The sequence below is a fragment of the Antarctobacter heliothermus genome (genome assembly GCF_900188425.1).
Classification (GTDB): domain Bacteria; phylum Pseudomonadota; class Alphaproteobacteria; order Rhodobacterales; family Rhodobacteraceae; genus Antarctobacter; species Antarctobacter heliothermus.
In genome coordinates this window covers 1-12,597 of sequence record NZ_FZON01000054.1, presented here as the reverse complement: position 1 = coordinate 12,597, position 12,597 = coordinate 1, and the positions used below count along the sequence as shown (strand labels likewise).

Here is a 12,597-nt window from a genome sequence, read left to right as displayed (position 1 = left end):
GTCTACAACAGCCCGCGCGCCGCCAGATTGCGCATCAGGGCGCTGGTGCCAAAACGCCACGGCGGACATTCGGTCGACAGCCGCACCGTATTGGCCAGCCGCCCCAGCGCAGGTTCGGAAATCTCAACCACATCCCCCAGTTTGTGGGTGAACCCTTCTCCCGGCACGTCGCGGTCCTCTGTCGGGGCAAACAGCGTGCCCAGCATCAGGAAAAACCCGTCAGGATATTGGTGATGCGCGCCGCAAGTCTGCGCCACCAGATCCTCTGGATCGCGGCTGATCTGGGACATGCTGCTGCGCCCGTTCAGAACATAGCCATCCGTGCCGGTGACCGTCAGCGTCAGTTCGGCGTTGCGCACATCGTCCAGCCCATAGCTGTCGTCAAACAGCCGCAGCATCGGCCCCACCGCGCAAGAGGCGTTGTTGTCCTTGGCCTTGCCCAGCAACAGCGCGGACCGCCCTTCGACATCGCGCAGGTTCACGTCGTTGCCAAGGGTCGCGCCCTTGATACGGCCCTGCCCGTCGCAGGCGAGAACAATCTCCGGCTCCGGGTTGTTCCATGTGGAAATCGGGTGCAACCCGACGCTTGCGCCAAAGCCCACCGCTGCCATGGGCTGCGCCTTGGAAAAGACCTCGGCATAAGGACCGATGCCAACCTCAAGGTATTGCGACCAGACGCCATCGGCGATCAGCACCTCCTTGAGTTTTTGGGCGTTGTCCGACCCCGGCTCCACCGCGCGCAGGCTGTCGCCCAGAATGGCGGTACAGCGGTCGCGGATCGCCAAGGCGCGCGCCGGATCACCCTTGGCCTGTTCCTCGATCACCCGTTCCAGCATCGAGGACACAAAGGTCACACCGCAGGCCTTGACTGGCTGCAGGTCGCAGGGCGCCAGCAGATGCGCGCCGCCGGGTGTTTCAACTGACGCCTCGGCCAGTGCATCCAGCGGCCCGAGGCTCTCGCCCGGGGCCGTGCGGGCAAAGCTGGCGGCATCATCGCGGTCCAACAGCGCCTGCATGGTCGGCACCTCGCTGCAGGTGATGTCCACCGCCTCGGCTCCGCGCCGGACAATCAGCGCCGGGCCGTTGCGATCGGGCCGCCAGGCGCGGCCGACAAAAGTACCCGTCGCGGGCAATGCGAGCGTCATGTGATGAATCCTCCCGGGGTGTTTTCTGGCTTTCCCAGAGGTCTAGAGCATATCCCCAGCGGGCGGAACAGGCGCGGAGAGTTCTTGACGATAGGGCGGGGCTGAGCTACCCATGCTTCTCGCGGCGGGTGTAGCTCAATGGTAGAGCTTTTGCTTCCCAAGCAAGTGACGAGGGTTCGATTCCCTTCACCCGCTCCAAATCCCGCACATTCATACATCCGGCGTGTCAGACGACCGAGTGCAACCGTGCTTTCAACGTGGCGACGTCGGCTTTCAGATCCGCCGAAACCATCCCTTCGCGCGGCGCGTCCAAAAGCGTGGTCAAAAGCGCCGGATCGGGTGTACCTTTGCGGTGCCACACCAGCCTGCGCAACACAGCCTCTGCCGCCTGCGGCACCCTTTCCGGCACCTCAAATCCGGCAATCTCACCCCAGACAGCGGTCCAGCAGCGCGCCACGCTCCATGGATTATAACCGCCCCCTCCCGAGACAATCAGCCGAGGGGCCAAGGCACGCAGCGCCCGCACCGCCGCCACATGACAGCGGTTCGACAGATCCAGACGGGCAAGTGGGTCTTCTGCCAGCGCATCGGCCCCGCATTGCAGATAGATCGCATCGGGGCGGAAATTGGCCACGGCGGGCAGGATCAACTCCTCCAGCACCAGCGCGAACTCGGTGTCGTTGAACCCGCGCGCCACCGGCAAGTTGAACGCCGCCCCGCCCGCCGTGTCCTCCAGCGCCCCGGTAAAGGGCCAGCGCCGCGCCTCGTGGACAGAGATCATCCGCACGTCCTCACGGCCTGCAAAGCCCGCCTCGACCCCGTCGCAATGGTGCGCGTCGATATCGACGTAGGCAACGCGCGAAAGCCCCATTTCCAGCAGGCGTTCAATGGTCAGGATCGGCTCATTCAGATAGCAAAACCCTGCGGCGCGGTCGGGTAACCCGTGATGCTGACCGCCACCGGGATTGTGGACGAAACCGCCCTCAGCCACCAATCCGGCGGCCAGCAAACCGCCCCCCACCGCCGTGGCGGGACGGCAGAACATTTCGGCAAAGATCGGGTTGGACAACGTGCCCAGCCCGTGTCGCACCCGCACGGCCTCATCGACCGATTGCGCCGCCTCTGCCGCCTGCAACGCGGCCACATAGTCCGCCGTGTGAAAGCGCGTCAGCGCAGCGGGTTTGGCGCGCGGCGAGGTGCGGTAGCGCCCGTTCGGCAACCAGCCCAATGCGCGGGCCAGATCCATCACGGCAGGCACCCGCTGAATGGAAAGCGGATGCCGCGCCCCGTAGACAGAGCCGCGATAGATGGGAGATCCGATAAAGCACTGACCAAGCATGTCGGACAGCTAGTGCCTTTGCACCCCAAAGGAAATCCCCGGCGCATTGCACAGCGCCGCAAGCGCGAATATCAACCCTGCATGCTTGCTTTTCCCCCTATCCGCCTGATCTGGCAGACTGTCGCGATAATCGCCTTTGGCGCACTCGGAGGCTTTGCCGCCACTTGGGCCCATGTGCCGATGCCTTGGATGCTGGGGGGGCTGCTGTCCTCTGCGCTTGTGACCCTTGCCTGGGCTCCGCCCTTTCTCGACGACTATGATTTTCCGCTGCCGTTCCGAACCGTCTTTGTGGCGCTGATCGGGGTCATGATCGGGACACAGGTCACGGCAGAGTTGGTGTCTCTGGCGGGTCAATTGCCGTGGACGATGGCCGGGCTGGTGGTTTTTGTGATCTGTGCGCATCTCGGCAATACCGTGATCTTCCAACGCCTTGGCGGATACGACCGCACCACGGCCTTCTATTCCGGCACACCCGGAGGGCTGATGGAAAGCATGGTAATGGGCGAAAATGCGGGTGCGGACATCCGCATTTTGACGGCGCAGCAATTCCTGCGGATCATCGTGGTGATCACGTTGCTGCCGCTGGGTCTGTCGCTCTGGATGGGTGCGCCGGTGGGCAGCGCTGCGGGCCTGCGGGCCGCGTCAGGTAACGCCCCCGTGACGCCGCAGACACTGTTGCTGATTGCTCTGGCAGCGGGCGCAGGGCTTTGGCTGGCGCGATTGATCCGCCTGCCCGCCGCCCAACTGAGCGGGCCGATGATCCTTGCTGCGCTGGCAACCACAACCGGCGTGCTGGACCTGCATTTGCCGGTTTGGCTGATCGCCGCCGCGCAATTGGTGATCGGCGTCAGCTTGGGCATGCGGTTCAAGGGCACCAACCTCGCGCTGCTCCGGCGCTGCGCCTGGCTGGCGCTGGTGTCGGTGGTCTACATGCTGGTGCTGGGCGGCGTGCTGTCGGCGATCCTCTGGAAAATCACCGGGATCGAATGGTTGCATTTGCTGATCAGCTTTTCACCCGGCGGCGTGGCCGAGATGTCCGTTGTGGCGCTGAGCCTTGCCGCCAACCCGGCGCTGGTCAGTCTGCACCACGTCGCGCGCATCCTGATGACGGTGGTGGAACTGAGCGTGGCGGCGCGCCTATTGGGGTTGCGCTAAGGGCGTTCAGGCCTCTTCGGCCTTTTCCGCCAGCTCCAGCCATTCTTCCTCGGCCGCCGCCAGCGCATTTTGCCGTTCGACCAGCGCCTCGGTTCCCTTCTTGAATTTCAGCGGTTCCTTGGTGAACAGATCGGGCTGGGCGAGGAATTCTTCCAGCTTGGCAATCTCGGCGGTTAGCCGGTCAATCACAGCGGGCAGTTCCTCCAACCGGTGCTTTTCAGTAAAACTGAGGGCGGATTGCGCGTCAGACTTGGCCGCAACGGCGGATTTCTCCGGTTTCGAAGCAGGCTTTGCCTTTTTCTCTGGCGCAGCATCCGCACGTTTCTGCGCCTGATAGTCGGACCATCCACCGGCATAGACAGTGGCGCGGCCGCCGCCCTCCATCGCCACTGTTGTTGTGGCGACGCGGTCCAGAAAGTCGCGGTCGTGGCTGATCAGCATGACGGTGCCGTCGTAGTCGTCCAGCAGTTCCTGCAACAGGTCCAGCGTTTCGACGTCCAGATCGTTGGTCGGTTCGTCCAGCACCAACAGATTCGATTCCCGCGCCAGTAGTTTAGCCAGCAACAGCCGCGCCTTTTCTCCGCCGGACAAGGACCGCACAGGCGCGCGCGCCTGCCGTTCGTCAAACAGAAAATCCTTGAGGTAACCCACCACATGACGCGGCGCGCCGCGCACCATGACCTGATCGGACGACCCGGACACCCGCATCCCGCGGTCCTGCGTCAGGCTGTCCCAGAGCGAGGCATCGGGGTCCAGTTGCGCGCGGCTCTGGTCAAAGATCGCGGGCACCAGATTCGTGCCCAGCTTCACGCTGCCTGCGTCGGGGGTGATTTCGCCGGCAAGGATCTTGATCAGCGTCGTCTTGCCCACACCGTTCGGGCCGACAAAGGCAACGCGGTCGCCGCGCTGGATCGTCATGTCAAAGTCGCGCACGATGGATTTGTCGGCAAAGGCGTGGGTCACCCCCTTAGCGTCGATCACTTTCTTGCCGGATTTTGGCCCGGCGGTCAGTTCCAACGCCGCAGATCCCTGCCTGCGGATCTGGCCGGACCGCTCTTTGCGCAAATCCTGCAAGGCGCGCAGGCGACCCTGGTTGCGGGTGCGGCGGGCGCTGATGCCCTCGACAGCCCAACGGCCCTCTGACTTGATCTTGCGGTCCAGCTTGTGCCGCTGGGTGTCTTCCTCATCCCAGGCCTTGTCGCGCCACACCTCAAACGCCGAGAACCCCTGTTCCTGGCGACGTACTTCTCCCCGGTCGATCCAGAGGGTGGCGCGGGTGAGTTCACTCAGGAAACGCCGGTCGTGCGAGATCAGGACAAATCCTTTGCGGGTGGACTTCAACTCATCCTCCAGCCAGGAAATCGCTTCGATATCAAGGTGGTTGGTCGGTTCATCCAACAGCATCAGGTCGGGGGCCTCGGCCATCAGTTTGGCCAGTGCGGCGCGGCGCCGCTCACCGCCCGATGCCGTGGCGACCGGGCGATCGGGGTCGAATTTCAACCCCTCGGAGGCGCGTTCAACCCGGTACATTTCAGCGGCCGCAAGTTCAGAGGCCGCAAAATCGCCCAGTGTCTCGAACCCCGACAGATCCGGTTCCTGTTCCATGTATCCGACCGAAGACCCGGTCGGCACGATTCGGTCGCCCCGGTCCGGTTCGACTAGCCCGCCCATGACCTTCATCAGGGTGGATTTGCCGGACCCGTTGCGCCCGACCAGCGCGACACGGTCGCCCTGATGGACGGTCAGCGACAGGTTGTCGAAAACAGGGTTGCCGCCAAAGGTGAGCGAGACATCGGTGAGCTGAAGGAGAGGAGGTGTTGCCATGCAGGCCAGCTAGGCAAGCGCGGGCGCGGCGTCAAGCGGACAAGCGAAACCGCTGCGCGGAGGCCCTACCCCACTACCGCGCGCAGCAGCTTTTTGCGCGCGGGCGGAATTGCCGCGATTTCGACCCCGGTAAAGACATGCAGGGTGTTCATCTGCGCATCCACGACCGCGTGATCGCTGACCCAGCCGCCCATCATCAGATAGGTGCGCAACAGCGGCGGCATCCGCAGCATGGCCTGTTTGGCATCCGGCTTGCGCCGCAGACGTTGGGCAAAGCGAAAGACATCCGGTGCCTTGACGCGCGGCAGCCAGCGGCGCGGTGCAAGGTGGCGCGCCTTGAGCATGGCAAACGCATCATCGTAGGCGCGTGCGTCTGTACCTGCGAAACTGGCGCAGCCGAACAACAACTCGACCCCCCTGTCATCGACATAAGCCGTCATTGCGCCCCATGCGACGCGCAGGATGTCGGGATCGCGCAGATCAGGATCGATACAAAAGCGCCCCATCTCCACGATCGGTCCGGCAAAGGATTCGAGCGCCGAGAGCTCATAATACTGTGCCGAATAGCTGCGCCCGATCTCATCGCCGCTGGCCAGCGGCAAAAACCGAAAGCAGCAAACCAAAGATCCACTGCGGATTTCTTCGACCAGTACATGGTCGCAAATCGCGTCAAACCGATCCTTGTCCAGCCCGCCACCGTGAAAGGCACGACCGCGCAGGCTCTGCGCCGCAAGGATGTCCGCGTCTGCGTCAGCCATGCGCGCGCGATAGCGGCCGCGTGTCAACTGGATCATCCCGCTCGCTCCTGCCCGGCGTGCGACTCGCACGTCCGTGTCTTTGACGAGATGCCAAAACCGCGTGACAATCAAATGACGGTTGCAAAAAGCCGAAAAAAGAGCGCGATCACTCGCCGAACAGCCCTGCCGCCGAGATACCACCGACGTTGCCGAACAGCTTGCGGATAAAGCTGATGTCGCCGTCGGTTGTTTGGGTCACACGGCGGTTGATGGTCACGACGCGCCCATCCTCCAGCCCGTAGGTGGCGATGTTCTGGACCACGTCGGCCTGATCAAAGGTGACGGCGACGATGGTCCGCTCGATCACCTTCGGCTTTTGGTAGGCGAAGTGGCGGACTTCGGTCTCGATATAATAGTACCCTGCCCCGTTCAGGACGCCGGCAGCATTGGGTACACCGATCAGATCCTCGACCGAAGCCTTGGTGTCGATGCCGGGCACAATCTGTTGCAGGTCTTCCTCCGAGGGGAGGTAGCCATGCGTCCGGTACTGCGCGGAACACGCCGAGAGCGCCATCAGCATCCCCGCCGCGACGAGAACCTTCACCTTGCCTGCAAAACCGATCATGTCACGCCCCTCTTGTCATGGGCCCTTCTGCCACCTATCCCGCTTACATAAGGAATGCCCGCCATTCAAGCACAGGAAAAGCCGTCACAATGACCACCGATCCCTCCGAAGGCCGTTTGACCGCCACGCGACTGCGCGTCGCAAGCCTCCGTCATACCGGATCGACGCCGGTGCGGTTGGAACCTGGCCCCAAGGAACGCGCGCGCTATGCGGCAGAACTGGGCGCCGAGGCACTGCGCAAGCTGCGATTCGATGGAAAACTGTCACCGATGGGCAAATCCGGTTGGCGGCTGGAGGCAACTCTGGGGGCCACGGCGGTGCAGGCCTGCATCGTCACGCTGGAGCCGGTGACAACCCGGATCGACACGACGGTCGTGCGCGAATTCTTGCCACCCGAACGGCTGGACGCGCCAGAGGCCGGGTCAGAGACCGAAATGCCCGACGATGACACCGTCGAGGTGCTGGGCGACGAGATCGACGTCGAGGCCATCATGCTGGAGGCGCTGTCACTGGCGCTGCCTACCTACCCGCGCAAGGCGGGAGTCGAAATGGGAGAGGCGCAGTTTGCCGCCGATGGTGTGACGCCAATCACTGACGAAGAGACCAAGCCGTTTGCAGGACTTGCGGCGCTGCGCGAAAAAATGCAAGACGACGGTAATGAGGCCTGAGAATCCGCTTGCCAATCCGGCGTTACCGCGTATTTTCGCGCGCTCAAGACTACGTCAGGCACATGTCGCTGCGAGCCTTTGCAGGCTGCGCGGCATGTCCCAATCCGAAACACCACGGGCGGCCCCGCCCCCCGGCGACAAAAAAGGTTGAGACATGGCTGTCCAACAGAACAAAGTTTCCAAGTCGCGTCGCAACAACCGTCGCGCGCATGACGCCCTTTCCGGCGCCAACCCGAACGAGTGTGACAACTGCGGCGAGCTGAAGCGCCCGCATCACGTCTGCCCGTCCTGCGGCCACTACGCTGAACGCGAAGTTGTTGCGATGACTGACGACATCGAACTGGATGAAGACGCCGCCTAAGCGATCTTCCCGTCAGGACGCCTGTTGAATGTCTTCTCCGAAGGACCACCGAGGCTCCGACTCGTCTCGCATCGTGATCTCGGTCGACGCCATGGGCGGAGACCGGGGACCGGCGGCTGTGATCGCCGGTATTTACACGTCTGCCGGCATCAATCCTGAACTGGACTTTATCCTGCACGGTCCTGCGGATGAGCTTGAAAAGCTTGTCCAACGTCGGCGCGGGTTGAGCGAACGGTGCCAGATTCGCGACGCCCAAGGCGTCGTGAGCATGGAGGACAAGCCCAGCCAGGTCATGCGGCATGGCAAGGGCACCTCTATGTGGTCGGCGCTGGAATCGGTGCGTGCGGGTGAGGCCACCGTGGCCGTCAGCTGCGGCAATACCGGCGCGCTGATGGCGCTGTCGATGATCCGCCTGCGCAAACTGCCCGGCGTCAACCGCCCCGCCATCGCAATTCTCTGGCCCTCCCGAAACCCGCAGGGGTTCAACGTGATGTTGGACGTCGGGGCGGATATTCGTGCCGACGCCGAAGATCTTCTGCAATATGCGCTGATGGGATCGGCCTATGCCCGCAACGGTCTGGCGCTGACAAAACCCAGGGTCGGTCTGCTGAACGTCGGCACCGAGGAACACAAGGGCCGCGCCGAACTGAAAGAGGCGCATGACCTGATCGCTGCCCGCGAAGTCGCGGGCAACTACAAATTCGTCGGCTTTGTTGAAGGCGGCGACATTCCGGGCAAGCGTTGTGACGTCATCGTCACCGACGGCTTTACCGGCAACGTCGCACTCAAGACCGGCGAAGGCACGGCATCGTTGATCGGCGACCTGCTGCGCGAGGCATTTGCCTACTCGCCACTGTCGCGCATCGCCTCGGTTCTGGCGCTGACATCGTTGCGCAGGCTGAAAAAGCGGATCGACCCCCGCCGGGTGAATGGCGGTATCTTTCTCGGCCTGAACGGAACGGTTGTGAAATCCCACGGGTCGGCGGACGCGACCGGCATTTCCGCAGCGGTGAAACTGGCCTATGAATTGGCGCGCTCGGGCTTTGGCGACAGGCTGGCCGCACGGGTTGCCTCTGCCGCCGAGGCAGCGCAGGATGGCGACGCACAAAAGGACGTCAATAAATCATGACCATACGCGCCGTCGTCACCGGAGTCGGGCACTACCTGCCCGACCGCGTTGTCGAAAACGCTGAATTTGAAAAGACGCTGGAGACCACTGACGACTGGATCCGCAGTCGTTCCGGAATCGAACGACGCCATTTTGCCGCCGAGGGCCAGACCACGTCGGATCTTGCCACGCGCGCGGCCCGGGCCGCGCTGGCTGACGCTGGCATCACTGCCGACTCGGTGGATGCGCTGATCGTCGCCACATCGACTGCCGACCTGACCTTTCCCTCTGCCGCGACCATGGTGCAGGCCGAATTGGGTATGACCACCGGATTTGCCTTTGATGTGCAGGCTGTTTGTGCCGGGTTCATCTACGCACTGGCCAATGCGAATGCACTGATCGTCTCCGGTCAGGCCAAACGCATTCTGGTGATCGGCGCAGAGACGTTTTCACGCATCATGGACTGGACCGACCGGGGCACCTGTGTCCTGTTCGGTGACGGCGCGGGTGCGCTGGTGCTGGAGGCCGTTGAGGGCGCAGGCACCAAGGCTGATCGTGGCATCCTGTCGACCGACCTGCACAGCGACGGGCGGTTCCGCGACATCCTGTATGTCGACGGCGGTGTCAGCAAACAGAACACGGGTTTCCTGCGGATGCAGGGTAAGGAAGTCTTTCGTCACGCGGTAGAAAAGCTCGCGTCTACGGCCACGACTGCCATGGAAAAGGCCGGAATCACCTCGGAAGAAATTGACTGGGTTGTCCCGCATCAGGCCAATATCCGCATCATCTCCGGTACGGCCAAGAAGTTGGGTCTGCCGATGGAACGGGTTGTCGTGACCGTTCAGGACCACGGCAACACCTCTGCGGCCTCGATTCCGCTGGCCCTGTCGGTTGGCAAGGCGCGCGGCCAGATCAAGTCCGGTGACCTTGTGGTGACAGAGGCAATCGGCGGCGGACTGGCCTGGGGATCGGTCGTCCTACGCTGGTAAGCGGTGTCAGAGTGCCCGGAACAGTGACAGCCGACACGGGATGTTGCAGTTTAGTGTTTGACGGGCGGATAAATTGCTAGCCGCAAGTCATTGATATTGACTTGTGATTTTTCGTACCAATAATCCGAGTGAACCATCGGGAGGGACGATCATGGGTGAAAAGACGCTGACGCGCATGGACCTGAGCGAAGCGGTGTTCCGCGAAGTCGGTCTGTCACGCAACGAAAGCGCCGAATTGGTCGAGGCGGTCCTGCAACATATGTCGGATTCGCTGGTCGCGGGCGAACAGGTCAAGATTTCTTCGTTCGGCACCTTTTCGGTTCGGGAAAAAGCGGCGCGTGTGGGCCGCAATCCCAAAACCGGCCAAGAGGTTCCGATTCAACCGCGCCGCGTGCTGACCTTTCGCCCCTCGCACCTGATGAAGGATCGCGTGGCTGCGGGCAACAAGCGCTGAGGCGCAGATGATGCCCAAGTCCAGGGACGCATTTCGCACTATTTCAGAAGTGGCCGACTGGCTGGAAACGCCGGCTCATGTGCTGCGCTTTTGGGAAAGCAAGTTCAGCCAGGTCAAGCCGGTCAAGCGCGCCGGTGGCCGCCGGTACTATCGCCCGGCGGATATGGAATTACTGGGCGGAATCAAGAAGTTGCTGCATGACGACGGCATGACCATCAAAGGCGTGCAGAAGGTGCTCCGCGAACAGGGCGTGCGCCATGTCTCATCACTCGCGGCCCAGTCCGCAGACGAGGACGAGACCGTGAACGGCGACCTGATCGAGGACGCGCCCTATGCCGAAGTGCCATTGAACGACACCGAAGGCGAGGTCGTGGCGTTCCCGTCAGAGGCGGTTGTACCACGGGTCGATGCCCCCCCCGCCCCCCAGCCGATTGCGCTGGAGCCTGAGCCGGAGGAGCCAGGACCGGAGGAACCAGTCGCCATGTCCGAACCACCCATTGAGACCGACCTGCCGGTTGCCGAACCGGACGACAATCAGCCGGATATCGAAGACGAGGATGACGTCGCGCCCGACAGGGTGGCGATGACCGCCCCGGTGCCCGAGATTGAGACACCCGGGGGCACCGATCCGACAAAGGTCGACGACATTGCCCCGATGGATCCGTCCCCGGACGACCGTGAGTCGCCGGTGAGCGCCGCTCCTGAGTCGGCCCCTATGGATCCCATGCCAGAAGCGAATGAAGAGAACGCGTCAGACGTTCCGGACAGCATAGAAAATTCAGAGGCCGAAGCCGCAAGTGCGGCCTCGTTGGCGATCGACACTGACATCCTTGAGACGGACGCACCTGAGACAGAAACAGTCCAGCCAGACGCGCCCGAATTGCCGTTCAACGAGACGCCGATTGCCGCGTCGGTGGACGACGCGTCTCCAGAACCTCTTGATGAACCTCAGATCGATCCCGCCACGGCAAGTGTCGCGCACAATCCGCTCGATCTGCCCGATTTCAGTGCGTCCGAGACCCCACCGCCTGCCGCCGCACCAGTCGTCCGCTCCGCCATCGGCCCGCTTGGCCAGATCGCGCGAATCTCTACCCTGACGGCCGCGCAAAAGGCCGCGCTGAGCGCGCATCTTCCCGCACTCGAAGCGCTTCGGGATCGGCTGTCTTCACCGCTTTCCTGAGCCTCCGATTTTTCGTTGTGAGGGGTTGCTCTTGACGAAAAAAAGCGTAAACCACCCCGACACGTCGGGCTATGGCGCAGTCTGGTAGCGCGTCCGTCTGGGGGACGGAAGGTCGCAGGTTCGAGTCCTGCTAGCCCGACCATTGGCCTTCTGGGGTCGATTTCCGCTACCACACCTAAGTAAAATCAACTACTTACCACCGCCCTCTCTCTAGCGCGTGGCTCCTGTTGCACCAAATTGTTGCACCGATGGCTAAAGTGTTGCACCGACGGTGCAACGCGGTGCAACAATCGCCGAAAATTTTTCATTGGGAGCAACAGTGTCAGAAGTAGCCGCAAAGATTTGTATTATTTTTCAAAGCAGTAGAATTTCTCTCTAACGACGGTGAGTTCTTACGAGGGCTTTCGTTCGTGCAATAAGTCTGATGAACGAACGTCCGCGCTGGGTTCGAGCGCGGGTAAGGGACTTAAACCTTCGCCTTTTTCTTCATCGCATGTTGCAGTCGACACTGCCTATGATAGTTTCAATCAAGCTAAATTACCCCTGTACGAGAAAATCGAATGGCACGACTTTCCAAGCTCGAAGTTTCAGCTATCAATTTAAGAATTCCAGCAGACCGAGACCGGAACTATGAAAGCCTCATGGAGGCTCTGCTCAACGAGCAGGTCGCCGTAAAGGTATACGGCACCAGCTTTGTTGCTATCACGCGGCTTTGTTGCGCAAAGTCGGTAACGTCCGGAGTTCCCCTTTCCCCGGACGCAATTATCCCACAGGCTCTGTGACGGGTATGCCGAGCGCGGTGTAGCCGTTGAGCACGGCGGCGCGGATCTGAAGTTCGGCGACCTGACGATCGAAGTCGCGCGCCATGAGGCTCTGCCCCAGCAGCTTCACGCAATGCATCTTCGTCTCGGCGCGGCTTCGTCGGTGGTATCCGCTCCATTTTCTCCAGATGGCGCGGCCAAGGTATTTCGAAGCGCGCAGCGCCTCGTTCCGAGCGATAGCCCCTGCAGTC

12 protein-coding genes, 2 tRNA genes and 1 pseudogene are annotated in these 12,597 nt (G+C 62.2%); 9 read left to right on the top strand and 6 right to left on the bottom strand.

All coding sequences use genetic code 11. The annotated features are described in order from the left end of the window. Window positions 1–2: 2 nt before the first annotated feature. On the bottom strand, window positions 3–1,145 hold the full coding sequence (locus tag CHB90_RS20600) for a fumarylacetoacetate hydrolase family protein (RefSeq protein WP_089279716.1): 1,143 nt from the start codon (window positions 1,143–1,145) through the stop codon (window positions 3–5). Window positions 1,146–1,269: 124 nt separating this feature from the next. Between CHB90_RS20600 and CHB90_RS20595 the strand changes: the two genes are divergently transcribed. Continuing rightward, a tRNA-Gly gene (locus CHB90_RS20595) sits at window positions 1,270–1,343 on the top strand. A gap of 28 nt (window positions 1,344–1,371) precedes the next feature. Here CHB90_RS20595 and CHB90_RS20590 read toward each other — a convergent pair. Next, the gene (locus tag CHB90_RS20590; RefSeq protein ID WP_089279715.1) at window positions 1,372–2,484 is read right to left on the bottom strand and encodes an arginase family protein; all 1,113 of its coding nucleotides are present in this window, start codon (window positions 2,482–2,484) and stop codon (window positions 1,372–1,374) included. 81 nt (window positions 2,485–2,565) lie between these two features. Between CHB90_RS20590 and CHB90_RS20585 the strand changes: the two genes are divergently transcribed. Continuing rightward, window positions 2,566–3,639 carry an AbrB family transcriptional regulator gene (locus tag CHB90_RS20585; protein ID WP_089279730.1) on the top strand — a complete coding sequence of 358 codons (1,074 nt, stop codon included), beginning with the start codon at window positions 2,566–2,568 and terminating at the stop codon, window positions 3,637–3,639. A gap of 6 nt (window positions 3,640–3,645) precedes the next feature. On the opposite strand, the gene CHB90_RS20580 is transcribed toward CHB90_RS20585, so the two are convergent. The 3 genes from CHB90_RS20580 to CHB90_RS20570 form a co-directional block, all read right to left on the bottom strand. Next, on the bottom strand, window positions 3,646–5,463 hold the full coding sequence (locus CHB90_RS20580) for an ABC-F family ATP-binding cassette domain-containing protein (RefSeq protein WP_089279714.1): 1,818 nt from the start codon (window positions 5,461–5,463) through the stop codon (window positions 3,646–3,648). Between the two features lie 65 nt (window positions 5,464–5,528). Beyond that, the gene (locus tag CHB90_RS20575; RefSeq protein ID WP_089279713.1) at window positions 5,529–6,257 is read right to left on the bottom strand and encodes a GNAT family N-acetyltransferase; all 729 of its coding nucleotides are present in this window, start codon (window positions 6,255–6,257) and stop codon (window positions 5,529–5,531) included. A 109-nt stretch (window positions 6,258–6,366) separates the two neighbouring features. Further along, entirely contained in the window at window positions 6,367–6,825 is a 459-nt protein-coding gene (locus CHB90_RS20570) for an outer membrane protein assembly factor BamE (protein WP_089279712.1), read from the bottom strand. Window positions 6,826–6,914: 89 nt separating this feature from the next. Here CHB90_RS20570 and CHB90_RS20565 point away from each other — a divergent pair, with 89 nt between their 5' ends. The 7 genes from CHB90_RS20565 (at window position 6,915) to CHB90_RS20535 (ending at window position 11,727) form a co-directional block, all read left to right on the top strand. Then, window positions 6,915–7,493 carry a YceD family protein gene (locus CHB90_RS20565; protein WP_089279711.1) on the top strand — a complete coding sequence of 193 codons (579 nt, stop codon included), beginning with the start codon at window positions 6,915–6,917 and terminating at the stop codon, window positions 7,491–7,493. A gap of 154 nt (window positions 7,494–7,647) precedes the next feature. After that, entirely contained in the window at window positions 7,648–7,854 is a 207-nt protein-coding gene (rpmF, locus tag CHB90_RS20560; RefSeq protein WP_089279710.1) for a 50S ribosomal protein L32, read from the top strand. A 28-nt stretch (window positions 7,855–7,882) separates the two neighbouring features. Continuing rightward, the gene (gene plsX, locus CHB90_RS20555) at window positions 7,883–8,983 is read left to right on the top strand and encodes a phosphate acyltransferase PlsX (RefSeq protein ID WP_089279709.1); all 1,101 of its coding nucleotides are present in this window, start codon (window positions 7,883–7,885) and stop codon (window positions 8,981–8,983) included. After that, window positions 8,980–9,951, top strand: coding sequence for a beta-ketoacyl-ACP synthase III (locus CHB90_RS20550; protein WP_089279708.1), 972 nt, complete (start codon window positions 8,980–8,982; stop codon window positions 9,949–9,951). The genes plsX and CHB90_RS20550 overlap by 4 nt, the downstream gene beginning before the upstream one ends. Window positions 9,952–10,102: 151 nt before the next feature. Further along, on the top strand, window positions 10,103–10,405 hold the full coding sequence (gene ihfA / locus CHB90_RS20545) for an integration host factor subunit alpha (protein WP_089279707.1): 303 nt from the start codon (window positions 10,103–10,105) through the stop codon (window positions 10,403–10,405). Window positions 10,406–10,415: 10 nt separating this feature from the next. Continuing rightward, entirely contained in the window at window positions 10,416–11,585 is a 1,170-nt protein-coding gene (locus CHB90_RS27090) for a MerR family transcriptional regulator (protein ID WP_245823319.1), read from the top strand. A gap of 65 nt (window positions 11,586–11,650) precedes the next feature. Continuing rightward, window positions 11,651–11,727, top strand: a tRNA-Pro gene (locus CHB90_RS20535). A gap of 620 nt (window positions 11,728–12,347) precedes the next feature. Here the strand turns inward: CHB90_RS20535 and CHB90_RS20530 are convergent. Next, window positions 12,348–12,597 (bottom strand): annotated as a pseudogene (locus CHB90_RS20530) (IS5/IS1182 family transposase); the annotation flags it as partial.